This window comes from Burkholderia sp. Ac-20384, assembly GCF_017104605.1.
In the GTDB taxonomy this organism is placed as follows: Bacteria; Pseudomonadota; Gammaproteobacteria; order Burkholderiales; family Burkholderiaceae; genus Burkholderia; species Burkholderia lata.
Map to the genome: position 1 here is coordinate 1 of NZ_JAAGPE010000142.1, position 24,913 is coordinate 24,913.

At 67.4% G+C, this 24,913-nt stretch carries 21 protein-coding genes; 7 read left to right on the plus strand and 14 right to left on the minus strand.

Annotation, left to right across the window (positions count from 1 at the left end; translation table 11 throughout):
• Positions 1-549, plus strand: a 549-nt coding sequence (locus G3O00_RS23865; protein WP_206144509.1) for a DUF1176 domain-containing protein, incomplete at its 5' end; no start/stop codon positions are given.
• Between the two features lie 62 nt (positions 550-611).
• Entirely contained in the window at positions 612-1,913 is a 1,302-nt protein-coding gene (locus tag G3O00_RS23870; protein WP_206144510.1) for a nitrite reductase, read from the plus strand.
• Positions 1,914-1,949: 36 nt separating this feature from the next.
• Here G3O00_RS23870 and G3O00_RS23875 read toward each other — a convergent pair whose 3' ends face one another.
• Positions 1,950-2,618 carry an O-methyltransferase gene (locus G3O00_RS23875; RefSeq protein ID WP_206144511.1) on the minus strand — a complete coding sequence of 223 codons (669 nt, stop codon included), beginning with the start codon at positions 2,616-2,618 and terminating at the stop codon, positions 1,950-1,952.
• A 132-nt stretch (positions 2,619-2,750) separates the two neighbouring features.
• Between G3O00_RS23875 and G3O00_RS23880 the strand changes: the two genes are divergently transcribed.
• A complete protein-coding gene (locus G3O00_RS23880) occupies positions 2,751-4,046 on the plus strand; it encodes an aminotransferase class I/II-fold pyridoxal phosphate-dependent enzyme (protein ID WP_206144512.1) in 1,296 nt (431 codons plus the stop codon).
• A gap of 186 nt (positions 4,047-4,232) precedes the next feature.
• Entirely contained in the window at positions 4,233-4,958 is a 726-nt protein-coding gene (locus tag G3O00_RS23885; RefSeq protein ID WP_011356016.1) for a hypothetical protein, read from the plus strand.
• 22 nt (positions 4,959-4,980) lie between these two features.
• On the opposite strand, the gene G3O00_RS23890 is transcribed toward G3O00_RS23885, so the two are convergent.
• Both G3O00_RS23890 and G3O00_RS23895 read right to left on the minus strand, forming a co-directional pair.
• A complete protein-coding gene (locus tag G3O00_RS23890; RefSeq protein ID WP_206144513.1) occupies positions 4,981-5,484 on the minus strand; it encodes a hypothetical protein in 504 nt (167 codons plus the stop codon).
• Between the two features lie 65 nt (positions 5,485-5,549).
• A complete protein-coding gene (locus tag G3O00_RS23895) occupies positions 5,550-5,825 on the minus strand; it encodes a DUF4148 domain-containing protein (RefSeq protein ID WP_206144514.1) in 276 nt (91 codons plus the stop codon).
• 317 nt (positions 5,826-6,142) lie between these two features.
• Between G3O00_RS23895 and G3O00_RS23900 the strand changes: the two genes are divergently transcribed.
• Entirely contained in the window at positions 6,143-7,303 is a 1,161-nt protein-coding gene (locus G3O00_RS23900; protein WP_206144515.1) for a porin, read from the plus strand.
• A 276-nt stretch (positions 7,304-7,579) separates the two neighbouring features.
• Positions 7,580-8,491: an aminoglycoside phosphotransferase family protein gene (locus G3O00_RS23905; protein WP_206144516.1), complete on the plus strand. Its 912-nt coding sequence runs from the start codon at positions 7,580-7,582 to the stop codon at positions 8,489-8,491.
• Between the two features lie 32 nt (positions 8,492-8,523).
• Here the strand turns inward: G3O00_RS23905 and G3O00_RS23910 are convergent, their stop codons facing one another.
• Complete coding sequence (locus tag G3O00_RS23910) at positions 8,524-8,928, minus strand: hypothetical protein (RefSeq protein ID WP_241025307.1); 405 nt, start codon at positions 8,926-8,928, stop codon at positions 8,524-8,526.
• A 141-nt stretch (positions 8,929-9,069) separates the two neighbouring features.
• Between G3O00_RS23910 and G3O00_RS23915 the strand changes: the two genes are divergently transcribed.
• A complete protein-coding gene (locus G3O00_RS23915) occupies positions 9,070-9,357 on the plus strand; it encodes a DUF4148 domain-containing protein (RefSeq protein ID WP_174931778.1) in 288 nt (95 codons plus the stop codon).
• 79 nt (positions 9,358-9,436) lie between these two features.
• Here G3O00_RS23915 and G3O00_RS23920 read toward each other — a convergent pair whose 3' ends face one another.
• The 10 genes from G3O00_RS23920 to G3O00_RS23965 form a co-directional block, all read right to left on the minus strand.
• On the minus strand, positions 9,437-10,861 hold the full coding sequence (locus G3O00_RS23920) for a heavy metal sensor histidine kinase (RefSeq protein WP_206144517.1): 1,425 nt from the start codon (positions 10,859-10,861) through the stop codon (positions 9,437-9,439).
• Positions 10,858-11,541, minus strand: a complete 684-nt coding sequence (gene irlR, locus G3O00_RS23925) for a heavy metal response regulator transcription factor IrlR (protein WP_089497548.1) — start codon at positions 11,539-11,541, stop codon at positions 10,858-10,860. The genes G3O00_RS23920 and irlR overlap by 4 nt, the downstream gene beginning before the upstream one ends.
• A complete protein-coding gene (locus G3O00_RS23930) occupies positions 11,541-14,753 on the minus strand; it encodes a CusA/CzcA family heavy metal efflux RND transporter (protein ID WP_206144518.1) in 3,213 nt (1,070 codons plus the stop codon). The genes irlR and G3O00_RS23930 overlap by 1 nt, the downstream gene beginning before the upstream one ends.
• A 125-nt stretch (positions 14,754-14,878) precedes the next feature.
• Entirely contained in the window at positions 14,879-16,351 is a 1,473-nt protein-coding gene (locus tag G3O00_RS23935) for an efflux RND transporter periplasmic adaptor subunit (protein ID WP_206144519.1), read from the minus strand.
• 34 nt (positions 16,352-16,385) lie between these two features.
• On the minus strand, positions 16,386-17,699 hold the full coding sequence (locus tag G3O00_RS23940) for a TolC family protein (protein WP_206144520.1): 1,314 nt from the start codon (positions 17,697-17,699) through the stop codon (positions 16,386-16,388).
• 243 nt (positions 17,700-17,942) lie between these two features.
• Entirely contained in the window at positions 17,943-19,133 is a 1,191-nt protein-coding gene (locus G3O00_RS23945; RefSeq protein WP_206144521.1) for a phosphotransferase, read from the minus strand.
• A gap of 41 nt (positions 19,134-19,174) precedes the next feature.
• Positions 19,175-19,807, minus strand: coding sequence for a nicotinamide riboside transporter PnuC (gene pnuC / locus G3O00_RS23950; RefSeq protein ID WP_206144522.1), 633 nt, complete (start codon positions 19,805-19,807; stop codon positions 19,175-19,177).
• 59 nt (positions 19,808-19,866) lie between these two features.
• Positions 19,867-22,098: a TonB-dependent siderophore receptor gene (locus G3O00_RS23955; protein ID WP_206144523.1), complete on the minus strand. Its 2,232-nt coding sequence runs from the start codon at positions 22,096-22,098 to the stop codon at positions 19,867-19,869.
• A 601-nt stretch (positions 22,099-22,699) separates the two neighbouring features.
• Positions 22,700-22,903, minus strand: coding sequence for a DUF2970 domain-containing protein (locus G3O00_RS23960; RefSeq protein ID WP_174916090.1), 204 nt, complete (start codon positions 22,901-22,903; stop codon positions 22,700-22,702).
• Between the two features lie 122 nt (positions 22,904-23,025).
• Positions 23,026-24,913, minus strand: a 1,888-nt coding sequence (locus tag G3O00_RS23965) for a pyridoxamine 5'-phosphate oxidase family protein (RefSeq protein WP_206144524.1), incomplete at its 5' end; no start/stop codon positions are given.

Sequence of the window (24,913 nt, forward strand, 5' to 3'; positions counted from 1 at the left end):
CCCGCCGTCACGCCGGCGCCGGCGGTCGCGAACCTGTCGGCCGCCGAGCAACGCCCGCTCGTCGATGCGGTGCTCGCGAAGTTCGGCGGCGACGTGAAGCAATGTGCAGCCGATGTCGAAGACGAAATGCCGGCGAGCGATCGCAGGAAGGCGTCGCGCGCCGTGGCGATTTCCGCCGACGAAGCACTGGTCGCGATACCGTGCCAGACCAGCAGCATGTATAACCACACCGACCTGTGGTATCGCGTGCGACGGACGGCACCGCTCACGCCGACGGCGATGAATTTCGGCGAGAACGCGAACGCGGGGCTCGATTCGGCATCGTTCGCGAACGAACTGACCGAGGCCGGCTACGATTCCGCCAGCGCGACGCTGTCGAGCAAGGTCCGGCTGCGCAGTGCCGGCGATTGCGGCTCGACCGCATCGTGGATCTTCGACGGCCGACGCTTCATGCTCGGCGACATCGCCACGCACGGCACGTGCAACGGCCTGTTCGACGATCAGTGGCCACGCCTGTATCGACGGGCCGATGCGGCAGGCAACCGCTGACGCGCGCATCGCACCGAAACGCGCCGGCATGGATAACCCATAACAAACCGAGGGGCCGAACCATGCATCACCCGTTTATCGCCGCGTCGCGCCACGCGAGCGCGACTGCGACGCGGCGCACGCGCGGCTGGCGCAGCGCGCTTGCGTTCGCACTGATTGCCGTCACCGCATTCGTGTCGGCGTCGGTGCGTGCGGCAAGCACCGACGATAAGGTCGAGATCCCGTTCTGGTCGCGTAACTGGACCGGCACGATCGGCAACCGGCATGTCGAAGTCTCGCTGTCGCGCGTCGCCGACGCGGTTTCGGGCTGGTACTGCTACGCGCCCTGCACGTCCGACAAACGCTATCGGCTCGCATTGAAGGGAACGCTCAACGCGCACGGTGCGACGCTGTCGGAACGTGATAGCGGGGCGAAAGCCGACGCGGATCGCGTAACGGGCACATGGCGCGTTGCGTCCTTCGACAACGCCGTGACCGGCACGTGGGCATCGCCGGACGGCAAGCGCACGCTACCCGTCTCGCTCGCACCGAAACAAGACGGCAGGCCGTTCCCTTACGAGATCCGCCTCGTCGCGGACAAGCTGCCCGACGACGGCGGTTCATGCAACGACCCGCCACACGTCTCCGCGATCCGCCTGTACGATCGCGGCCGCCTGGTGCAGACCCTGCAGACCGATTCGCAAGGCACCTGCGGCCTGTCCACGCCCGAATTCGCCGACGTGAACTTCGACGGCTGGCCCGACCTGATGCTTGCGCAAGGAATGGGGGCGAGCCCGAACATTCCCTACCAGACGTGGATTTTCGATCCGAAGACGCGGCGCTTCGTCGATGCGCCGCAGGGGCTGCAGGGCATCACGTCGCCGGATTTCGATCCTGTGCACCGGATCATCTGGACGAGCTGGCGCGCAAGCTGCTGCGAGCACGGCGTGACGACCTACCGCTGGCAAGGCAACGACGTGAAGGAGGTCGACACGGCCAGCAGCTACATGCTGCCCGTGCTCGACGGGAACACGCGTCGTTATTGCTACGTCGTACCCAGTTACGGCGACGGTTACATCGAGTTTCCGCAGCGCATCGAGCAGACCGACACCGGGTTGCGTTCGACGCTGGGCAACCCGAAAGAGTGCGAGGCGAACGATTCACCGTGGATGTCGCGCGTGTACATCGATATCTGGAAGCCGGGCGCACCCGGCCACGCGCCGACGCTCGTGCGCACCGAGAAAGTCACGTGGAAGCGCACGCAAACCCGCGCCGGCATGAAGTTCTGCCCCGATGTGCCGTTCTACGACAACGGCCGCATCCGCCGCATCGTGCTGCGCGACGATCCCGACCAGTGCGAAGAGAAGAATCCCGACAAGAACTAGCGTGCGATACGACCGCACGCGCGTACCGCCATCACGTCACGCGCCGACGATCGAGATCGAGAACCCGTCCCAGCCCTTCTGCCCGACCGTCTGCACGGCCGTGGTCGTGAGGTTCGGGGCGGCCACGAGACGCGCGAACCCGTCGCGCACCCCGACCACGTCGGGCTCGCGATTGTCCGGATCGGCCACGCGCCCGCCGCGCACGACGTTGTCGACGACGATCACCGTGCCGGGCCGCGACAGCTTCAGCGCCGCGTCGAGATAGACCGGGTTGTTGTCCTTGTCGGCATCGATGAAGATGAAATCGAACGGCGCTTCACCCGCGTCGATGAGCCGCGCGAGGCTGTCCTTCGCGCTGCCGACCACCACCGTCACGGATTCCGCGAATCCGGCACGCGCAATGTTCTGCGTCGCGACCTTCGCATGCGCGGGGTTCAGTTCGAGCGTCACGAGCGTGCCGCCCGGCGGCAACGCGCGCGCGAGCCAGATCGTGCTGTAGCCGCCGAGCGTGCCGACCTCGAGGATCCGGCGTGCGCCGCGGATCGTCGCGAGCAGTTGCAGCAGCTTGCCCTGGTTCGGCGCGACGTTGATCGCGGGCAACCCCGCTGCGTCGCTGGCCGCCAGCGCGGCGTCGAGCGCGTCGTCGGACGGCACGAGCGTCGCGGAGAAATACGCATCCACCTGGTTCCAATGATCCTGATTCATCGAGCACCCCTTGTTTGCGGAACAGGCATTTTATGCGCCGCACCGCCATAAGCAACAAACCATTCGTTCTAAGGGCAGTTGTGCGCGTGCTCCTATAATCGCTCGACCACCACAACAACAGACGGAGCACCCATGACCGATCAGGCCGCATCGAACTGGCGCCTCGAAACCATCGCCGTGCACGGAGGTTATCGTCCCGACCCGACCACGCGCGCGGTTGCCGTACCGATCTACCAGACCGTTGCGTACGCATTCGACGACACGCAGCACGGCGCCGACCTGTTCGACCTGAAGGTGCAGGGCAACATCTACACGCGGATCATGAACCCGACGACGGACGTGCTCGAGCAGCGGATCGCCGCGCTCGAGGGCGGCATCGGCGCGCTGGCGCTTGCATCGGGGCAATCGGCCGTCACGTACGCGATCCAGACGATCGCCGAAGCCGGCGACAACATCGTGTCCGCGAGTTCGCTGTACGGCGGCACCTACAACCTGTTCGCGCATACGCTGCCGCAATACGGGATCACGACGCGCTTCGCCGATCCACGCGACCCCGCATCGTTCGAGCCGCTGATCGATGCACGCACGAAGGCGATCTTCGCGGAATCGGTCGGTAACCCGCTCGGCAACGTCACCGACATCGCCGCGCTCGCGGAAGTTGCGCATCGTCACGGCATCCCGCTGATCGTCGACAACACGGTGCCGTCGCCGTACCTGCTGCGCCCGTTCGAGCACGGCGCGGACATCGTCGTGCATTCGCTGACGAAGTATCTCGGCGGCCACGGCACGAGCCTCGGCGGTGCGATCGTCGATTCGGGCAAGTTCCCGTGGGCCGAGCATGCGGACCGCTTCAAGCGGCTGAACGAGCCCGACGTCAGCTATCACGGCGTCGTCTACACGGAAGCGTTCGGGCCGGCCGCCTATATCGGTCGCGCACGCGTGGTGCCGCTGCGCAACATGGGTGCGGCGATCTCGCCGTTCAATGCCTTCCAGATCCTGCAGGGGATCGAAACGCTGGCGCTGCGCGTCGAGCGGATCAGCGACAACGCGCTGAAGATCGCGCAGCATCTCGTGCGTCACGAAAACGTCGAATGGGTGAACTACGCGGGCCTGCCCGATCACCCCGACCATCCGCTCGTCGCGCGCTACCTGTCGGGCCGCGCGCCGGGCATCCTGACGTTCGGCGTGAAGGGTGGACGTGACGGCGGTGCGAAGTTCCAGGACGCGCTGAAGCTGTTCACGCGGCTCGTCAACATCGGCGACACGAAATCGCTCGCGACGCACCCGGCATCGACGACGCACCGTCAACTGTCGCCGGCCGAACTCGCTAAAGCCGGCGTGAAGGAAGAAACGGTGCGGCTGTCGATCGGCATCGAGCATATCGACGACCTGCTCGCCGATCTCGACCAGGCGCTCGCGCAGCTGTAACAGAAACGGGCGCGCCGGCTTGCCGGTGCGCCCTGCCTCGAATGTGTTGACCTTGAAGCGGCTTCAAGGTGTTCAATCCCCGGTTGAAGCCGGGGCAACGCCCGGCGTGTACGAACCAACCGTACCCTGCAGCCGGGCGGCCAGACGCCGAGCCTGCTGCGGTACGCCAACCGTCCGAGAGGCCTCATGACACCGACCGCAAAGCTTGCGCTGCTCACGTTACCGCCCTTGCTGGCGGCCTGTTTCGGCGCCGTCGCAGCCGCCTGGCGCGCGCCCGGCCCGAAAACTTCCAGCGTCATCCAGCATTTCACCGGCGGCATCGTGTTCGCGGCCGCCGCGCTCGAACTGCTGCCGCAGGACCGTGCGCATGCGCTGTTTCCGGTCGTCGTCGGCTTCGTGCTCGGTATCGCGCTGATGCTTGCGATCCGTGCATTGTCGGGTGCGATCGAGACGCGCTTCGAGGAAGCGCGGCTGCCCGTGAGCCTCATCATCGTCACCGCGATCGATCTCGTCATCGACGGCCTCGTGCTCGGCATCGCGTTCTCTGCGAGCGACGAAAGCGGCATCATCCTGACCGTCGCGCTGACGCTCGAGGTGCTGTTCCTCGCGCTGTCGGTGAGCGCGGCGCTCGCGGCCGCCGGGATCGGCCGCCTGCTGTCGATCGTCGTACCGGTCGGGCTCGCGGCGCTGCTGAGCATCGCGGCCGTAGCCGGCAACGCGGCGTTCGCCGGACTTCCGTCCAATATCTACGCGGCGCTGCTCGGGCTGGGCACCGTTGCGCTGCTGTACCTCGTCACCGAAGAATTGCTGGTCGAAGCGCACGAGGTACCTGAAACGCCATACGCGACGGCCGCGTTCTTCATCGGTTTCATCGTGTTCTTCCTGATCGAAGGATCGGTGAAGGCCGGATAAGCCGGGCGCGGCGGCGCACCGGCTACCACGTCGTCGCGCCCGTCGGATACGTCTCGACGATGCGCGTGCCGTTGACGGGCGTCACGCCTTCGTTGCGCAGCGCGGCCCACAGGTCGATCGCATGTTCGCGCGACTTGCGGCTGCCGTCATCGGCCAGCACGTTCAGCGCGATCACTTCGTCGCCTGTGGTCAGTTGCAGTTGCTCCTTCAGTTTGCGTGACTGATGCGACGCGGTGCGGACATCGCCCAGCAGGATCCGCTTCTCCGCGCCGTTCGATCCGTCGCCTGCATCGGCCGGCACGAACGTCAGCCGGCCGCTGTCGACCTCGCACTGCCCGCGCGTGAACGTCGCGCTCCACTCGCCGGCCGGCACGGCCGCGAACTCGCAGCGCATCCGCTCGTTCGCGCGCCGGCCGACGTCATGCGCCGACGCGTGCGACAGCGCACGCTCCGGCCAGCCAGCCGCCATCGCGGCCGTCGACATCAGGCACGCCGCGAGCACGATTCCTTTCGCGAAATTGCGCATGACACTCTCCTCTTCGTGTGGGATGCGGCCGGCGGGCACCACGCCGGGCGGCCGCGAATGAACGATCAACGAACCGCAAGACGGTTGTCGTGCGCATCGACCAGCGGCGCCGTCTCGCCGCGATGCACCGTCGCGCGATGGATTTCCTGGTTGCGCGCGATGGTGGCCGGGCTCGCCGGGTAGTCGTGATTCGGGCTCGGGATCACGCCGTCGTGGCGCGCACGCACCAGTTCCTGACGGACTTCCTGCCGGGTCTTCTGCTGCGCGGCCACGGCCTGCGTAAAGGCCACCATCGACAGTGCGGCAGCGGCGATGACGATCATCGGTCGCGGAATGTTCATGTTGTTCGCTCCTTGCGTGGAAATCCGTGACAGGAGCGTTCACTTTGATCCGGCAGCGGTGCGGAATCGTGATCGCAGCATGACCGTTTCGTCACCGCCGCGACATGCCCTGCATCGCACTGCGAATGAAAATTCGTCATGCGTTTCCGCACTGATGACGCGGCGATGACATTTTTCTCATTTGTCCCTCACCTTCACGATCCGAACGCTTTCCAGAATCGGCAGCGCCATTGCGATATTCCGCGCCCGCCGGCACGACACGCGGCGCCGAATCGACCGATGCACGAAACGATCATCTTGAAATTCAGGGGCTCACCATGAAAACTCCAGTTCGGCTCGCCATGATGTCGGGTGCGCTACTCGCAACCGCTCACGCGGCACACGCGTCGGAAGTCACGCTATACGGCTTGTTCGATACGTCGCTGACGTACATATGGAACGCCAACGCGGACGGCAAGAATCTCGTCGGCCTCGGCAACGGCAACCTGCTCGGCAACCGCTTCGGCGTGAAGGGCGCGGAAGATCTGGGCGGCGGGCTGAAGGCGATCTTCACGCTGGAAAACGGCTTCAATCCGAACACCGGGACGCTCGGGCAAGGCAACCGGATGTTCGGCCGGCAGGCATTCGTCGGCCTCGAAAGCGCGCGCTGGGGCTCGCTGACACTCGGCCGCCAGTACGACCCGCTCGCCGATCTCATCTGGCCGGTCACCGGCGACTTCTACTTCGGCAGCGTCTACGCGACACCCGGCGACGTCGACAACTACGACACATCGTCACGCACCGACAACGCGGTGAAATACACGTCACCGCTGATCAACGGATTCCAGTTCGTCGGCATGTACGCGCTCGGCGGCGTAGCGGGCAAGAGCGGCGCCGGGCAAACCTGGTCGGCCGGCGTGTCGTACAGCAACGGCCCGGTCGACGTGGCGGGCGGCTACTACTACGCGGCCAATCGCTCGTCGCTCGCCAATGGCATCCGGACTGGCTGGAACGGCACCTCCGACGGCACGTTCGACGGATCGCTGGTCAACGGCGGCTACATCTCCGCGAAATCGATGGGCATCGCGCGCGGCGCATTGCGCTACAACTTCGCGCCGTTCGCGGTCGGCATCGACTACAGCAACGCGCTGTACAAGGCCGATGCGATGTCCGCGTTTCGCAGCACGCAGAAGTACGACACCGCGCGCGGCTTCTTCAATTTCCAGGCGACGCCCAGCCTGCTCGTCGGCGTCGGCTACAGCTATACGCGCGCCCGTGGCGATACGAGCGCGACCTACCATCAGGTGTCCGCCGGCGCCGATTACGTGCTGTCGAAGCGCACCGATCTCTACGCAGTCGGTGCATGGCAACGCGCGAACGGCGAACAGCGCACGCTCGACGGCGGCACGCAAACGGCGCAGGCGTCGATCGGCTCGTATGGCTACGGCGGAACGCGCACGCAGGGCATCGTCAATCTCGGGTTGCGCCACCGGTTCTGATCGCGGCGGCGTGACGCACGCCGCGTGACGAAAATTTCATGTTCCGATCAGGTTCGCGAAGCATCGTATCGCTACGATCGGAAACGTGACGGGCAGCGCCCGTTCCAGACCACGCAAGCGGGTCGTTGCCGCACGGCACGTCACGCGTTAGGCCCGGACACGTCGAGTGCCGGGCTTCTTTTTTGCTCATCGCGAATCGACACGCCGCGCGATCGGCGATGAACCCACCATTCCACGTACGCTATTCTGTGACTTTGCCGCAGTCCGCAACCTGTCATGTCGAACGCCCCGCAAGCCCTGCCGCATCCAATCGATGCCGAACTTGTTCGGCGCCTCATCGCGCAGCAATTCCCGCAGTGGCGCGACCACGACGTCGTTCCCGTCCTACCGGGCGGCTGGGACAACCGGACATTCCGGCTCGGCAGCGACAAACTGGCGAGACTCCCGAGCGGTCCCCATTACGTCGCTCAAGTCGAGAAGGAGCAGCACTGGCTGCCGCAGCTGGCCGCGCACCTGTCCTTGCCCATTCCCGCACCGATTGCCAAAGGCTCGCCGACCGATTTCTACCCGTGGCCGTGGTCGGTCTATGGCTGGCTGGACGGCGAACCCGCTCGCGACGAACTGATCGATGACAAGCCGGGGTTCGCGCGTGCGGTAGCCGGGTTTCTGGCCGAACTGCACCGGATCGACGCATCGGACGGCCCGCCGCCGGGTCCGCATAACTTCTTCCGTGGCGGACCGCTAGCGCTTTACGACGGCGAAACGCGCACCGCGCTTGAAACACTATCGGGTTTCGTCGATACCGATAGCGCACTCGCCGTGTGGGAAAGCGCCGTGAATTCCCGCTGGAATGCCGCCCCTGTCTGGGTGCATGGCGATATCGCAGCCGGCAACGTGCTAATGAAGGGTGGTGCGCTGCACGCCGTCATCGATTTCGGTTGCGCCGCAGTGGGCGATCCAGCCTGCGACCTCGCGATCAACTGGACACTGTTCGACAACGAAGCTCGACACGCTTTTCGTTCGACACTGCCGGTCGATGCCGGCACCTGGGCGCGCGGGCGTGGCTGGGCGCTCTGGAAGGCGCTCATTACGAGCGCGAAACTCGCTGACGGCTTACGCGAGAACGATCCGTCGAACCGCACGATCCGACGCGTACTGGACGACTACCGCCGCGAGCATGGTGGCTGAGGGCCGAGTCATCACTCGCGGCGCGATCGCGATCATGGCGTGCCGCTGCGCTGCGGGAACAGGCACGTATGCGTTTTCACATACAGGTTCGGATTGCCGCAACGATGGCCGGCGTAGTCGATCTGCTCGCCGGGCATGAGATCGGCCGGCACCGGTTTTTTCGCAGCGGCGGGCCTGGTCTGCGCCGTGGGCGTGGTGCCGGAACGTGTCGATGCGCAGCCCGCGAACAACGGGACGATCAGGACTGCGATCAAGGCTAGGCGAATGGCGGGACGATGCACTTTTCGGTCCGGAAGGGAAGTCTGAACAAGGCCGCTCGCTTTCCATACAGCTATCGCAAACAGCGTGAATGCCGCCGGCCACATCGACCATCGGCGGACTTCATGTTCCGCTTCCCGCTCATCGCACCCATGACGCGGACATGACGATTGCGTCATGTCGGTCGCGTCCGAACGACGCCTCTCCTCATCACGCAATCTGACGCATTTTTCATCTCGCGATCACGATCACGCACGGCTGCTTTCGCATACTGGGTCCATGGTTCGCCACCCGGCGGCCCTGATCAAGGAGAGCACTCGATGAAAACGGCAAAACTCGCAGCACTGTTCGTCACCGCCACGCTGTCGCTCGGCATGGCCACGCAGGCCGCATTTGCGCAGACGCAAACGCAGGGCAAGACCCGCACGCAGGTCGTCAATGAACTGAAGCAGGCGCAGCACGACGGCGTCGTGCCGGTGAGCAAGACGCAGTACCCGCCGACCGGCGAGCTCGTCACGCGCAACAAGGAGCTTCACGGGATTTCGGTGCATGGCGGCGAGAAGAAGCCGCAGACCGACAATCACGACAACCTGACCGCGCAGAAATGACGCTCGGTCATACCACCGCGGGCAGCGCGCCGCGCGCGGCCGCCTCATGGCGAACGCGCGGGCGTGCCCGCCGGCGGTGTCAGGTATGGATGGCCGCCGGCCGATTCAGTTCGGCCGGCCGTCGCGGAAACCGCAGCCAGAACGTCGTGCGCCGGCCCGGGTCGCTGTCGACGCCGCATTCGCCGCCGTGATTGTCCATGATCGACCGGACGATCGCGAGACCCAACCCGGTACCCTGCGCCGAGTTGTGCCGAGACGGATCGACGCGATAGAAGCGCTCGAAGATCCGCCCGACATGCTGGGCCTCGATGCCGGGCCCCGTATCCGACACGGCGATCGTCGTTCCTCCGCCCTGCTCCACGCAATCGATCGTCACGATGCTGCCGCGCGGCGCGTACGCCAGCGCATTCGACAGCAGGTTGCTCAGCGCGCGCTGATACAGCGTCAGATCCGCATCGACCCACGCATGGCCGTCGACCTTCACCGTCACGCCGGCATCCTCCGCGAGCGGCTCGTAGTAGCCGGCGACGCGCCCCGCCTCCTCCGATGCATCCAGGCGCCGCACGCTGATTGACGTGCCGGCCTGTTCCGAACGCGCGAGAAACAGCATGTCCTCGATCATCCGCGACAGCCGCTGGTATTCGTCGATGCTCGACTCGATCACGTTCCGGTATTCCTCCGCGCTGCGCGGCTGCGACAGCACGACCTGCGCGGCCGCCTGAAGGTTCGTGAGCGGCGTGCGCATGTCGTGCGCGAGGTTCGACGAGAACTGGCTCAGCCGCGTGAACGATTCGTTCAATCGCTCGAGCATGCCGTTGAACGCGTGCTCGAGCTCCTTCAGCTCACCAGCGGTATCCAGCTCGGGCAACGGATGGGCGAGCCGGCTCGTCGACATCTGTTCGGCACGCGCCGCGAAGCGCCGCAACGGACTCAGCCCGAGCGCCGCGATGCCATACGCGATTGCGGCTGCGAGCACCACGCCGAACACCTCGATCACGACGATCGTATAAGCGTGCGTGCGCAGCAGCAGCACGTCGGCGCTACGGTCGTACTGCACCACGACGCGCACCACGGGCGCACCTGCGCCGGCAAGCGGCACGGTCGCCACGAGATACTGCTGCCGCGCGCCGGGCGGTGCGACACCGACCGGTACGCGCCCCGCATCCAGCAACATCAGCGGCGCGACCAGACGGAAGCTGGGTGTGCCGACCAGGCGCTTACCGGTGGCATCGAAGATCGCGAGATCCATGTTCGGATGGCCGTGCAACTGGTCGATCCAGATATCGGTGTTGCGCGCGACGTCGGTCGTCGAACGTGCTTCGGCCAGGTGCGCGCCCAACGCGGCGGAAATACCGGCCATCTGCTCGGCTGCCGTCGTTTCCACGCGATTGCTCAGCGCCTCGTAGAGCGCAACACCGCTCGACGCGAGAATCACCGAGGTCGACAGGATGATCAGCGCGGTCAGGCGTCCGCGCAGCGTGCGCGGCAGCAGGCGCGCGATCATGTCGCGCTGCCGCCGCGCGCCTCGAGCACGTAGCCCATCCCGCGCACGGTGTGGATCAGCTTCGGGTCGTATGCGTCGTCGATCTTCGAGCGCAGCCGCCGGATCGCCGAATCGACGACGTTCGTGTCGCTGTTGAAATTCATGTCCCAGACCTGCGACGCGATCGTCGCACGCGGCAGGATCTCGCCCTCGCGGCGCATCAGCAGCCACAACAGCGCGAATTCCTTCGCGGTCAGCAGGATCGTGTCGCCCTGCCGGGTGGCCTTGCGGCGCGTCAGGTCGAGTTCGAGGTCGGCCACGCGCAGCGTGTTCGAATCGCGCGGCTGGCCGCGCCGAAGGATCGACTTGATGCGCGCGGTCAGCTCGACGAAGTCGAACGGCTTCGCGAGATAGTCGTCGGCGCCGAGCTCGAGCCCCTTCACGCGGTCGCCGACGTCGTCGCGCGCGGTCAGGAACAGCACGGGCGTCGACTTGCTGCGCCGCAGGTTCTGCAGCAGCGTCCAGCCGTCCTGCCCGGGCAGCATCACGTCGAGCACGAGCAGGTCGTACTCCTCGGTCTCGGCCTGGTGCTGGCCCGTGATGCCGTCCTCGACCCAGTCGACGACATAGCCGGCCTCGGTGAGCCCCTTGCGCAGGTACGCGCCCGTCTTCGGTTCATCTTCGACAATCAGAATTCGCATCACGCATTACCCTTGAAGAAACCCAGCCGGCGCAGCACGCCCAGGCCGAAGCCGCCGCGCAACGCCGCGCGCCACGACACCGCATGGCTGACACGGTACAGCACCGGCAGCACCAGCAGCGTCAGCGCCGTGGACGACAGGATACCGCCGATCACGACCGTCGCAAGCGGACGCTGCACCTCGGCGCCAGTGCCGGTCGCGAACGCCATCGGCAGGAAGCCGAGCGACGCGACGAGCGCGGTCATCAGCACCGGCCGCAGCCGCGTGAGCGCACCTTCGCGCACGGCGGCCTCGAGCGGCATCCCTTCGTCGCGCAGGTTGCGGATGAACGAGATCATCACGAGCCCGTTGAGCACGGCCACGCCCGACAACGCGATGAAGCCGACCGCCGCCGTGATCGACAGCGGGATCCCGCGCAGCCACAGCGACACCACGCCGCCGCTCAGCGCGAACGGAATGCCGGTGAACACGAGCAGCCCGTCCTTCACGTTGTTGAACATCACGAAGAGCAGCACGAACACCATGAACAGCGCGAGCGGCACGACGAGCTTCAGGCGCTCGCTCGCGCTTTGCAGCTGCTCGAACTGCCCGCCCCACGACACCCAGTAGCCGGCCGGCACGCGCACGTCCTGCTGCAACAGCTCGCGCGCATCGGCGACGAACGAGCCGACGTCGCGGCCGCGCACGTTCGCGCTGACGACCACCCGCCGCTTGCCGTCCTCCCGGCTGATCTGGTTCGGGCCCGGCGCGACGTCGATCGTCGCGAGCTCCGCGAGCGGCACATACGGCGCCGCTGCGAGCGGTGCGCTGGCGCCGGCCGCCGGTGCGGGCAGCGCGATCGGCAGCCGCTTGATCGCCTCGATGTCCGAGCGCAGCTCGTCGGGCAGCCGCACGACGATGTCAAAGCGGCGGTCGCCCTGGAACAACGTGCCGGCCTTCTGCCCGCCGACGGCCGCGGCCACCGAGTCCTGCAGGTCGGCGACGCTGACGCCATAGCGCGCGAGCTTGTCGCGATCGAGGTTGACGGTCAGCACCGGCAGGCCGGTGGTCTGCTCGACCTTCACTTCGGACGCGCCCGGCACCTTCTGCAGCGCGGCCGCGATCTGCTCGCCGGTCTGGTTCAGCACGGCCATGTCGTCGCCGAAGATCTTCACGGCGACGTCGCTGCGCACGCCCGAGATCAGTTCATTGAAGCGCAACTGGATCGGCTGCGAGAACTCGTAGGCGTTGCCCGGCAGCTCGGCGAGCGCTTCCTCGATCTCGCGCACCAGCTGGTCGCGCGGTTTCTTCGGGTCGGGCCACTTGTCGGCAGGCTTCAGCATGATGTAGCCATCCGACAGGTTCGGCGGCATCGGGTCGGCCGCGATCTCGGCCGTGCCGGTGCGCGCGAACACGCGCTCGATCTCGGGGAAGCGCGCTTTCAGCGTCTTCTCGATCGACTTCTGCATCTCGACCGACTGCGACAGGCTCGTGCCGGGAATCCGCAATGCGGCAACCGCGAGGTCACCCTCGTTGAGACTCGGGATGAACTCGCTGCCGAGCCGCGTGGCCAGCCCGAGCGTGGCCAGCACAATCACGCCCGCGCCGATCATCACGCGCGCCGGGCGCGTCATGAACGCGGCGAGCGCCGGTTCGTACGCGCGCCGCGCCCAGCCCATCAGCCGGTTCTCCTTCTCTTCGACGCGCTCGCCGATGAACAGCGCGACGGCCGCCGGAATGAACGTGACGGTCAGCACCATCGCGGCCGCGAGCGCCATCACGACGGTAATGGCCATCGGGTGGAACATCTTGCCTTCGACACCCGTCAGCGCAAAGATCGGCAGGTACACGACCATGATGATCAGTTGCCCGAAGATCAGCGCGCGGCGCGCTTCCTGCGATGCACCGAACACCTCCGAGAAGCGCTCGTCGCGCGTCAGCGGCCGGCCGGCGGCGGCCTGCGCATGCGCGAGCCGCCTCACGCAGTTCTCGACGATCACCACCGCGCCGTCGACGATGATCCCGAAGTCGAGCGCACCGAGACTCATCAGGTTCGCGCTTACCTTCGCGTTCACCATCCCGGTGAAGGTCATCAGCATCGACAGCGGGATCACGAGCGCCGTGATCAGTGCCGCGCGCATGTTGCCGAGGAACAGGAACAGCACGGCGATCACGAGGATCGCGCCTTCGAGCAGGTTCTTCTTCACCGTTGCGACGGCCTTCTCGACGAGCACCGTGCGGTCGTACACCGGAATCGCCTTCACGCCGGACGGCATCGTGCGGTTCACGTCCTCCATCTTCGCGGCGACGGCCTTCGCGACCGTGCGGCTGTTCTCGCCCATCAGCATGAAGACCGTGCCGAGCACGACCTCCTCGCCGTTCGCCGTCGCCGCGCCGGTGCGCAGCTCGCGGCCGATGTCGACCAGCCCGACGTCCTTCATCCGCACCGGCACGCCGCCGACGTTGGTCAGCACGATGTTGGCGATATCGTCGACGGTGCGTGCCTGGCCCGGCACGCGCACGAGATACTGCTCGCCGCGCTTCTCGATGTAGCCGGCGCCGACGTTGTCGTTGTTGCGCTCCAGCGCGCGCACGACGTCGGCGAGCGTCAGCCCGTACGACATCAGCTTGGCCGGATTCGGCGCGACGCGGTATTCCTTCACGTAGCCGCCGATCGAGTTGACCTCGGTCACGCCGCGCACGTTGCGAAGCTGCGGCCGGATGACCCAGTCCTGCAGTTCGCGCAGGTCGGCCGCGGTATAGCGCGTGCCGTCGGACTTGCGCGCATTGGCGTCGGCCTCGACGGTCCACAGGTAGATCTCGCCGAGGCCCGTCGACGTCGGCCCCATCGCGGGCGCGATGCCGGCCGGCAGCTTGTCCTTCGCCTCCTGGATGCGCTCGTTGACGAGCTGTCGCGCGAAGTAGATGTCGGTGCCGTCCTTGAAGATCACCGTGACCTGCGACAGCCCGTAGCGCGAGATCGAACGCGTCTGCTCGAGGCCCGGCAGGCCTGCCATCACGGTCTCGACCGGATAGGTGATGCGCTGCTCGGCCTCCAGCGGCGAATAGCCGGGCGCGGAGGTGTTGATCTGGACCTGCACGTTGGTGATGTCGGGCACCGCGTCGATCGGCAGCTTCTGGTAGCTGAACACACCCAGCGCGGCCACGGCCGCGATCGCCAGCATCACGAGCCAGCGGTGCGCAATCGCAAAGCGGATCAGGCGCTCAAACATGACGGGATTCCTTGAAGCGGGGCACGGTCACCCTCGACGGACGGGCCGCCCGGCCGGTCACCCGGCGGGCCGGAAAGCGGGCCGCATACCGGGCCGCGAGTCGCGCAACGGCGCACACGTAACGCTCATTCATGTTCCGCGCTCCCCTTGCCGAGTTCGGCCTTCAGCACGAAGCTGTTCGATGCCGCGTATTCCTGGCCCGGCTTGAGGCCCTTCAACACTTCGGTCGCACGCTCGTCGCGCCGCCCGGTTTCGACAGCCTGGGCGACGAAGCCCTTCGACGAGCGCACGAAGACGGACGGCGCGCCGTCGACGTCCTGCAGCGCATCGCTCGCGACCGCGAGCGGCACGCCCTGCTTGCCCGCATCGACCGACACGTTCACGAACATGCCGGGCCGCCACACGCCGTCCGGGTTCGGCAGCACGACGCGCGCGGGCGCGGTGCGCGTCTGTTCGCCGAGCAACGACCCCACGTATGCGATCGGGCCGCTCGAGCGCGATTCGAACGCGGTCGCGATGACCGTCGCGTCGCGGCCGACCCGCACGTCATTCAGCCGCTGCGCCGGTACGGCCATCTCGGCCCATACCGTCGACAGGTCGGAGATCACGAACATGCTGGCATCGGCCGCGATCGCTTCGCCCGGCGTCGCATGCTTCTCGACGATCGTGCCCGCGAACGGCGCGCGCAGTTCGTAGCGGTTCAGCGCACCCGCGCCGACCGGTGCGTTCAGCGCGGCGAGCTTCTGCCGCGCGTTCTGCACGGCGATCTCGGCTTCACGCAACTGCACCTGCGCCTGCTGGTAGTCCTGCTCGGCCGAGATGCGCTCCTTCCACAGCGTGCGTTCGCGCTCGTAGGTCGCGCGTGCGCCCGACAGCCGGCGCTCGGCCGTCAGCAGCTCGCTGCGCCGGTCGGCAAGATCGGTGCTCGCGATCACGGCCAGCACCTGCCCCTTTGCAACGTTCTGCCCGAGCGACACCGACACCTGCTCGACGATGCCGGCCACGCGCGGCACCACGTGCGCGGTGCGGTCCTCGTTGAACTTGATCTCGCCCGGCAACTGGAACGGCGTCGCGATCTGCGCGGGGCCGGCCTTCGCGAGCGCGATCTTCGAGGTCGCGAGCTGCGCGTCGGTCAGTGCAATCGCGCCGTCGGCGCGGGCGAACGGGAACGATGCCGATTCATTGCCTGCCTTCACGTCGATCGTCGCATCGAACACGTGCGGCTTGCCGATCGACTGCGCGGACACGAACTTCTGGCCGGCCGCGTCGAAACGCAACGGCTCGTGCGTGCGGTCGTAGCGAACCAGCGTGCCGGACACGGTGACGCCCTTGTCGGCCGGCTTGCCGTCGACGAACGGATAGACGATGAGGCGCGCATCGCCGGGCTTCTCCGTCATCACGATTTCGACGGACAGCTTGCCGCGCTTGAGCACGACACCGCCGCGCTCGCCGGCCGCTTCGGCGGATGAAGCGGCTCCGGCAGCGGCCGCGCCGTTGCCGGAGCCGCCGCTGTTGCGTGTGACGCCGAGTGCGCCGAGGACGATCCCGGCACTGCCGAGCACGACCGCCGCGATGATCAGGATTCTGCTGCGTGACATGGTGATCCTTCAGGTAAGAGAGGCGTCTGGTGCGCTATTGCGCGACCGGTGCGAGCGGCGTACCGACGAGCCGGCCGATGTCGGCGCGGGCCGTATGCGCACCGGCGAGCGCGCGCACGTATTGCGACTGGCCCTGGAACAGCGTGCGTTGCGCGTCGAGCACGTCGAGGAAGCTGAACTTCCCGAGCTCGTAGCCGCGCGACATCGCATCGAGCGCGAGGCGCGCAGCCGGCAGGATGTCGACCTTCAGCCGCTGCGCTTCCTGCGCGGCGGCTTCGAAATTCGTGTACGCCTGCGTAAGGTCCAGCCGCAGGCGCGTGCGTTCTCGATCGAGATCGGCATTCGCGCGCTCGGCCTTGTGCGTCGCCTCGAGCAACGCGCCCTTGTTCGTGTTGAACAGCGGAATCGGGATCGACACGCCGACCACCGCCTGGTTGTCCGGCACGCCGCCCGTGGTCACGCGCTTCACGCCGGCACTGATCGTCACGTCCGGAATGCGCCGCGCGCGTTCGAGCGACACGGCCGCATTCGAGCGCAGCATCTCGGCGCGCGCGACCCGCGCGAGCGGCGCATCGTCGAGCTGCGCGGTCAGCGCGGTCAGCGGCTCGACCGGCGGCACGGCTTCGAGATCGCCCTGCACGGCAAGCCGGCCGTCGCGCGCTTCGCCCATCACCGCGTTCAGCTTCTCGCGTGCGACCTCGACACGGCCGCGCGCGGTCACGACTTCGATCTGCACGCCGGCCGCCGCCACGTGCGCCTTGGTCGCCTCGACCGGCGACACCTTGCCGGCCTGCGCACGGCGGTTCGCGAGATCCGCAGAGCGCGCGGCGATCGCGGCCGATTCCTCGGTCACCTGAAGCTGGCGCTGCGCGGCGAGCAGCCCGTAGAACGCGGCGATCACGTCGGCGCGCACGACGGCGCCCTGCTCGTCGAGCGACGCATTGGCTGCTTCCCTGCCGTACGACGCGACATCGAGCCGCGCGCTGCGCTTGCCGCCGAGTTCGATCGTCTGGTTGATCATCGCGGTCGACGTGCGTTCGGCGCGTCGAAACCCTTCCTGCAGGAACGACACTTCGGGATTGGGGCGCGCGCCGGCCTGCATCAGCGCGCCGGCCGACGCGGGGACGTCCGCGCGCGCGCCGCGCAGCGCCGGATTGTTCCGGGCCGCGACGGAAAGCGCATCGGTGAGCGTCAACGAAGTGGAAGGGAGAGCGTCGGGGGGCGGTGCGCCGATCGGCGCGGCGCTGCCGGAGGCAGCCGGCGCCGGCCCCGGCGACAGCGACGGCTGCGCATGAGCCGTCGCGGCCATCGCGAAGACGATGGCCACGGCGAGGTTGAGCTTGAGCATGTTCGGTTCTGCGGTAACGGTTCGCGACCGATGCTACGGTCCGGCCGCAGTGCGAACATGAGGCGAAGATGACATTTCCGTCATCTTGGGCGCAGCCGCGCGCACGCGTGCAGTGCCCCGCAGGAGCCATGCCCCGCTTCGGCGATCAGGAGAATTCGATGAACGTGCGACGCAACGATCGCACGGAAGATGGCGGTGACACGGGGAATCGGTACGCGTGCGCGGCGATCCCCCGCAGGCGAATCAGGCAGCGCCTTGCTTCGCGCGCCGCCGCTGCACGAGCCAGTCGAGCAATTGCCGGCCGTCGCGCTCGCCGAACCAGCGCGCGTGACCGATCAGGTAGCCGTCGTACGCGATGTCGACGATCGCCGGCGCATCGATGATGCAGCCGAAATAGGCGACTTCCGACAGCGCGAACTCCGTATGCACGATCGGCAGCAGCGCGACCAGCGCCGCATACGCTTCATCGCTCAACGGTTCGAGCGATTCATACCCGTCGAGCAGCGCATCGATCTGCGCATACTCGACGCGGCGCGCATCGGCCGGCGCCATCCAGTCGACCGTATTGCGCTCGATCGCGAGCGCGAGATCCATCACCGCGCAGGTGCGATCCGACAGCCCGAAATCGAGTACCGTCCGCACTTGCGCGCCGGGCCCCGCGTCGGTCCACAGCAGGTTCGACGCATGCCAGTCACCGTGCGTCCACAGCGGCGGAAGCGCAGGCAGCAGCGGCACGAGACGTGCGTGATACGGGCCGATCGCATCGGACACGTCGCCGCGCCAGTCGCGCGCGCCGAGCGCGCGCACAAGCAGCGGCTGCGCATCGACCCAGCGTTCGAGCGCACCCGCCAGATCAGTGGACGACAGCACGCGAAAGCTCGACAGCAGCGTCCGCACGGGCCGCGCCGGCGCATCGTAGCCGGCCGACGCGCGATGCAGCTCGGCCAGCGCGCGGCCGGCCGCGTATGCATGCGACGCATGCGTGAACGGCTGCCACGACATCACGCCGCGATACGGATCGACACCGGGTGCCCGCACGTGTACTTCGTAGGTCCAGTCGCCGGACGCGAACGCGGTCGCACCGTCGCGATCCGCGAGTATGTCGACCACGGGCATCCCGCGCTCGCGCAGATGCGCGATGAAGCGGTGCTCTTCCTCGAGCCCTTCGACATCGCGCAGGCTCACGTGATGACGTTTGACGAACAGCCCGCGCCCGTCCTTCATCTGCACCAGGACGGCCGCCGCGAACTGCCGCGGGCTGTGCCATGTGAGCCGCGCCGGCTCGCCGGCGCCGTCGATCCGGGCGAGCACCGCCGCCACCTCGTCGTGCGTCATCAGCGGCCAGTCGCGTTCGGCCAGCTCGCCGTCGACACCGAATTGCGGCGGCGCGACGTCACGCGACAGGGATCCGTCCGGCTCGAGTGGGAATGACATGAACGACGTTGCTCCGTGGTTGATTCAGATCGGCGCGTGGCTCAGCGCACGCCGCCGCCCGTTGCCAGCGCACCGCCGGCCGCCGCGCGCAGCGCCGCGGCCGTCCGGCTCCAGTCGCGCCAGCCGACGACGGCCAGCCCGATGAACAGCGCATAGAGTCCGGCCGTCAGATACAGTTCCTTGAACACGAACATCCCGACGTACACGACGTTCACGACGATCCACAGCCCCCACGACGCGATGTAGCGCCGCGCGGTCCAGTATTGCGCGACGAGGCTGAACGCGGTCAGCGAGGCATCGACGAACGGCAGCGCCGCATCGGTCCAGCGCGCCATCATGCCGCCGAGCAGCGCGCTGCCGACGACGGCCGCGATCAGGTCGGGCAGCATCTGCATCGGTCGCACGCCCGTGACGGGTGCCACGTCGCCGGCCGGCGCCGCGCTGCCGTCGGCCTCGCTGGCGCGCTGTGCGAGCCAGCGTTGCCAGCCGTACACCTGCAGCACCGCGAACGCGCCCTGCAGCAGCATGTCCGAATACAGCTTCGCGTCGAAGAAGATCCAGCCGTACAGCGCGACCGACACGAGCCCGACTGGCCAGCACAGCATGCGCCGCTTCGCGGTCAGCCAGATCGCGAGCGCGCTGACGATCACGCCGGCGATTTCGAGTGGGGACATCGTCTGTGCTCTCCAGGTTGGCTGCCGGGGCCGCGCATCACGCGGCGGATTCCGGACGGTCAGAAATCATAGGTCAACGACACGCGCGCGGTGCGCGGCGCACCCGGGAACAGGTACGCATCGCCCTGCTGCTCGCCTGCGTCGCGCCAGTAGAACTTGTTGAACAGGTTGTCCACCGACACGCGCAACACCGTGCGATGGCCGCCGATCTTCGTCGTATAGCGCGCGCCGAGATTGAACACGAACCACGACGGCACGCGCGCTGTGCCCTCCTCGTTCGCATTGCGGGCCGCGCTGTACTCGACGCCGCCCAGCACGTTCAGCCCCGCGACGCCCGGTACCGCGTAATCCGCATACAGCGACGCGCGCAGCGCGGGCACGTTGATGATCTGGTGCCCCTCGTACGCCGGCGAACCCGAATCGTACGCACGTGCGCGAATCGCCGCGACGCTGGCCGTCAGCCCCAGGCGCTCGGTCACGCGCCCGGCTGCGCCGAGCTCGATCCCCTGGTGCCGCTGCGTGCCGCGCTGCACGAACGTGTAGCTCGTGCCCGACGCATCCGGGTCGGCAAACTGGAACGGCTTGCTGATCGAGAACACGGCGGCCGTGAGGCTCAGCCGGTCGAGCCAGTCGTATTTCGCGCCGACCTCGAACTGGTGCGATTCGACGGGCGGCAGGAACGCATATGCGTTGGTCGCGCGCACGGGCGCCTGGTCGCCGAGCGACAGCGCCTTGCTGTACGACGCGTACAGCGACAGCACGTTCACCGGCTTGTAGACGAGCGCGACCTGCGGCAGGAACACCGAGCGGTCGGTATGCGTCGTGTCGCCGTCGAGGCTGCTCCAGCTGCGCTGGCGCAGCAGCACTTGCTTGCCGCCCGCGAGCACCTGCCAGTGTTCGCCGATGCTGATGCGGTCGAGCCCGAACACGCCGTACTGCCACGCATCGAGGCGCGGATACGACGGGCCGGGCGAATTCGGCGACGGCGAGAACGTCGTGTCGGGCCCGTAGACGTTCTCGCTGCCCACGTAGTCGTACACGGCGTCGGCCATGCTCACGACGCGGCGCTGCACGCTCACGCCGAGCGTCAGCTCGTGTCGCAGCGGGCCCGTCGCGAACTTGCCGGTCGTGACCGCGCGCAGGTCGTCGTTGCGACGATATTCGCCGGGGCTGCGGAAGTCGTAGACGTCGTAGTCGCCGTTCGCGCCGAAGAAGAACGGCGACGTCGCGCCGGCCGTGCAGCTCGCCGCGTACGAGCAGCCGTATGCGAACGCGCTGTTGTCGTCGATCATCGTGCGGCTTCGGCCGGCGGCGATGTAGGCCTTCCAGTCGTCGCTGAACTGGTAGTCGAAGCGCGCGTTCAGGTTCAGCGCGTCGGTCGTCACCGGCTTCGCCCACGGCTGCGTGCCGAGTGCCTTCGATGTCGTCTTGATCGACGGCACGACGGTGCCGCCGAGCAACTGGTAGCCGGGCGCGGAACGCTGGATCCACTGCTGGAATTCGGCATTGAGCTGGAGGCTCGCGCGCGGGCTGATGTCCCAGTCGGCGGCGATCGAGCCGAACGTACGCCGCCCGTTCGTGCCGTCGATGTACGAGTGCATGTTCTCCTTCGCGGCATTGATCCGGAAGCCGAACTGGTTGTCGGGGCCGAAGCGGCGGCCGAGATCGACGGCCGCCGACGTCGAGCCGCGGCTGTCGACGCCACCCGTCACGCTCGCGACGTTCGCCGAGCGCTTCGTCACGAAGTTGATCACGCCGCCCGGCGCGACGACGCCGCTGTCGATGCCGGCCAGCCCCTTCAGGATCTCGACGCGCTCCTTGTTCTCGAGCGGCACGTTCTGCTCGCCGGACACCGTCAGCCCGTCGATCCGGATCGCGCTCGCGAGATCGACCGGAAAGCCGCGGATCGCAAAGCCTTCGAAATAGCCGACCGGCGCATAGTCGTTGACGACCGACGCGTCGTTGCGCACGACGTCGCTCAACCGCTTCGCCTGCTGGTCGTCGAGCTGCGCGCGCGTGACGACGCTCACCGATGCCGGCGTGTCGCGCAGCGGTGTGTCGTCGAGCCCCGCGACCGACGCGTTGCGCACGCGCAGCGCGTTGCCGCGCTCGCCGCTCACCGTGATCGTCGGCAGCGTCGCGCTGCCGGCTGCGTCGGCGTCCGGCGCCGGCGTGTCGCCCTGCGCCGCGGCGGCCTGTGCCGCGAAAAGCGTGATGCCGAGACCGACGCCAAGCCCGACCTTCGCGCGCCGCCGCCGTGCGGGCGACGCTGTTGTTCTATTCACCGTCATTGTTCTGGATGGAAAACTCGCCACTCGACCCTGTCGAAACCCGTTACGAAGCTGCGAAGCGTGCCCGCGACCGGACCCAGCCCTTCCGCCGGACGCATGCACCGGCTCGACATTCATCAGACGAACCGGGCGATACGGCACGCAAGCGGGCCGTTCGGCCGGAAAGACGCAGGATGGGTCGGATTCAGGTGACGCACCGGGAACCGACGCAGCCGTCGACGGATTCGTCGGGGGCGTGTCGGGCGCCGGCTGCATCGCGCGGTCTGGTCATGCGGGGGGACGCTTCGAACGCCTCGGTGCGGGCGCGACGTACTTGCGCGCACCGTTCGATGGAACAGCGGCGTGCCCGTCGCGCGCGACATCGCGGCGCGGCGCGCATTTTACCCCGGACAGGGCCGGCCGCCCTGGAATCGGGCGAAATGGGAGGCGGCGAAGGCGGGAATCGGGACAGTGCGACTCGGGCGGCACGGCGACGGCGCCGATGTGCGCGTGACTGGCGTCGCGCACGGCCGCCTCGATAACCGGCGCAGTTGCGCGCCGGTCATGCGGCTGGGATTCGGAGCGGAAGCGTGTGCCCGCTCGCGATCCGGCGGGTGACCGCTCAGAACCCCTGCATCGTCACGGTCGGATCGACGACCAGGTGCACGACGCCGTAGATGACCGCCCCGACGAGCACCGCGAGGATGATCGCCACGAACGGCAGCAGCGTGAAGTTGGCGTTCGCGAGATCGGTTGCGTGCGCCTTGCTGTTGCGTACGCCGAAGAAACTCCACAGGACCAGTTTGATCATGCCGAGCAGTTTCATGATTGCGCTCCTTTCATCTATCGGTTGACGCTATCGTCGATCCGACCGGCATCCGAAAAAAGAAGCAGTTGCGCGCGCTTTTCGCGCAGCAGGCCGTCTGCGGCGGCATGTCGCAGGGTGTGTCAGCGGTCGAGCACGAGCGGCTCCGACCCTTGCACGGGCCGCGCGACGCACAGTAGCGCGCACCCGGGTTCGACCGGTGCATCGGGCGCCTGCTCGTAGTCGACCGCGCCGGACAACACGCGCGTCGCGCACGTGCCGCACGACCCGGAGCGGCATTCGGACGGCACATCCACGCGCTGCCCCTCCGCGAATTCGAGCAAGGTGCCGTCGGCAGGCGTCCACGCGGCTTCGCGGCCCGTACGCCGGAACACGATCGGCACGCTCGCCACCGCTGGCGTTGCGGCCGCGCGGGTCGCGCTGCGTACCACGCTCGACGGCCCGAATGCCTCGAAACGGATGCGTTCGTCCGGCACGTTCAGCGCGCGCAATCCGTCGTACAAGTCGCGCATGAATGCAGACGGCCCGCAAAGGTAGAAGTCGTAATCGTCGAACGAAAGGATCCGCTTCAGTTGAGCGATGTCGATGCGGCCGGCATGGGCTGCCGAGCCTTCCTGAGGATGACTGTCGAACCAGTGGAGTGACAACCGTTCGTCGGTGGCCGCAACGCGTGCCAGTTCCTCGGCGAACGGGCGATCATCCGATTCGCGCGCACCGTGCACGAACACCACGCGACGCGACGGTTGGTCGTCGGCCAGTGCACGGTGCAGCATCGCGAGCATCGGCGTGATGCCGATACCGGCCGACACGAGCACGGCCGGACGCGGGCTCGCGAGATCGAACGAGAAGCGGCCGCGCGGCATCTGCGCGTCGACCGTCATGCCCAGGTGCGCGTGATCGTGCAGCCAGGCCGATACGCGCCCTTCGCGCTTCACGGTGATCCGGTAATGCGCACCGCCCGGTGCATCGGAGAGCGTGTAGCTGCGAATCGCCGGCGAATCGCTGCCCGGCAGCGCAACGCGCAGCGTCAGGTGCTGCCCGGCTTCGTAGGCGGGCAACGTGCCGCCGTCCACCGGTTCGAAATGGAACGAGCGGATCGCACGCGCTTCGTCGACGATCTTTGCGATGCGCAGCGGCCGCCATGAGGGTGCCGATGTCGATGCGGGCGTCGATGCCGATGTTGATGTTGATGTTGATGTTGATGCCGATGCAGATGCAGATGCAGATGCCGATGCGGATGCGGATGCGGATGCGGATGCGGATGCGGATGCAGATGTTGATTCGGGTGTGGATGCGGACGGCACCACCACTACGGCTACGGCTGCATTTGCGTTTGCGCCTGCGCCCGCACCCGCACCCGCCGCCATCGCCGCGAACTGCGGCGCACGTTCGACCGCCGACCACCGGAACGGCAGCACCGCGCGCATGCGCCGCACCTCCCGCACATGGAACCGCACGACCCGCTGCGCACCGTCGAACGACGCGACGAGCGGCCCGTCCCACACGATCTCGGCGCGCGCGGCCACGTACATCAGGTCGCCGTTGTCGAAATCGACGAACAGCAGCCCCGCGCGCGGGTCGTGCTGCAAATTGCCGAGCGTGTTGAAGAAGCGGTTGCCGCTGAAATCCGGTGTCGTCAGCGTGCGCGCATCGTCGACCCGCACGAAGCCCGGCATCCCGCCGCGATGCGACACGTCCGCGCCGCGCGCGGCGCCCGCGTCCGCCGACGTGTTCCCGCTCGCGACGAAGAACGTATCGGCCTGCGCCAGCAGCGCTCGATCGGCATCGTTCAACGCGTCCGACACGTCGGGCCCGGCGGACGTATCGACTTCCCGTGCGACGAACGTCGGCTTGCGGCCCTGGATGTACTTCGCACAGTTGCCGAAGCTCTGCTCGACCGCGATCGTCAACGCATCGCCGTCGATCGCGCGCACGACGCCGTTGACGCGATTGCGCCGGCGCGTATCGAATTCGATGCCCAGCCCGCCGAGCGGCGCGCCCGGCTGCCAC

Coding starts and splice junctions, on each gene's coding strand:
- G3O00_RS23870 (WP_206144510.1), top strand. CDS start 612: ATGCATCACCCGTTTATCGCCGCGTCGCGCCACGCGAGCGCGACTGCG.
- G3O00_RS23875 (WP_206144511.1), bottom strand. CDS start 2,618: ATGAATCAGGATCATTGGAACCAGGTGGATGCGTATTTCTCCGCGACG.
- G3O00_RS23880 (WP_206144512.1), top strand. CDS start 2,751: ATGACCGATCAGGCCGCATCGAACTGGCGCCTCGAAACCATCGCCGTG.
- G3O00_RS23885 (WP_011356016.1), top strand. CDS start 4,233: ATGACACCGACCGCAAAGCTTGCGCTGCTCACGTTACCGCCCTTGCTG.
- G3O00_RS23890 (WP_206144513.1), bottom strand. CDS start 5,484: ATGCGCAATTTCGCGAAAGGAATCGTGCTCGCGGCGTGCCTGATGTCG.
- G3O00_RS23895 (WP_206144514.1), bottom strand. CDS start 5,825: ATGAACATTCCGCGACCGATGATCGTCATCGCCGCTGCCGCACTGTCG.
- G3O00_RS23900 (WP_206144515.1), top strand. CDS start 6,143: ATGAAAACTCCAGTTCGGCTCGCCATGATGTCGGGTGCGCTACTCGCA.
- G3O00_RS23905 (WP_206144516.1), top strand. CDS start 7,580: ATGTCGAACGCCCCGCAAGCCCTGCCGCATCCAATCGATGCCGAACTT.
- G3O00_RS23910 (WP_241025307.1), bottom strand. CDS start 8,928: ATGACGCAATCGTCATGTCCGCGTCATGGGTGCGATGAGCGGGAAGCG.
- G3O00_RS23915 (WP_174931778.1), top strand. CDS start 9,070: ATGAAAACGGCAAAACTCGCAGCACTGTTCGTCACCGCCACGCTGTCG.
- G3O00_RS23920 (WP_206144517.1), bottom strand. CDS start 10,861: ATGATCGCGCGCCTGCTGCCGCGCACGCTGCGCGGACGCCTGACCGCG.
- irlR (WP_089497548.1), bottom strand. CDS start 11,541: ATGCGAATTCTGATTGTCGAAGATGAACCGAAGACGGGCGCGTACCTG.
- G3O00_RS23930 (WP_206144518.1), bottom strand. CDS start 14,753: ATGTTTGAGCGCCTGATCCGCTTTGCGATTGCGCACCGCTGGCTCGTG.
- G3O00_RS23935 (WP_206144519.1), bottom strand. CDS start 16,351: ATGTCACGCAGCAGAATCCTGATCATCGCGGCGGTCGTGCTCGGCAGT.
- G3O00_RS23940 (WP_206144520.1), bottom strand. CDS start 17,699: ATGCTCAAGCTCAACCTCGCCGTGGCCATCGTCTTCGCGATGGCCGCG.
- G3O00_RS23945 (WP_206144521.1), bottom strand. CDS start 19,133: ATGTCATTCCCACTCGAGCCGGACGGATCCCTGTCGCGTGACGTCGCG.
- pnuC (WP_206144522.1), bottom strand. CDS start 19,807: ATGTCCCCACTCGAAATCGCCGGCGTGATCGTCAGCGCGCTCGCGATC.
- G3O00_RS23955 (WP_206144523.1), bottom strand. CDS start 22,098: ATGACGGTGAATAGAACAACAGCGTCGCCCGCACGGCGGCGGCGCGCG.
- G3O00_RS23960 (WP_174916090.1), bottom strand. CDS start 22,903: ATGAAACTGCTCGGCATGATCAAACTGGTCCTGTGGAGTTTCTTCGGC.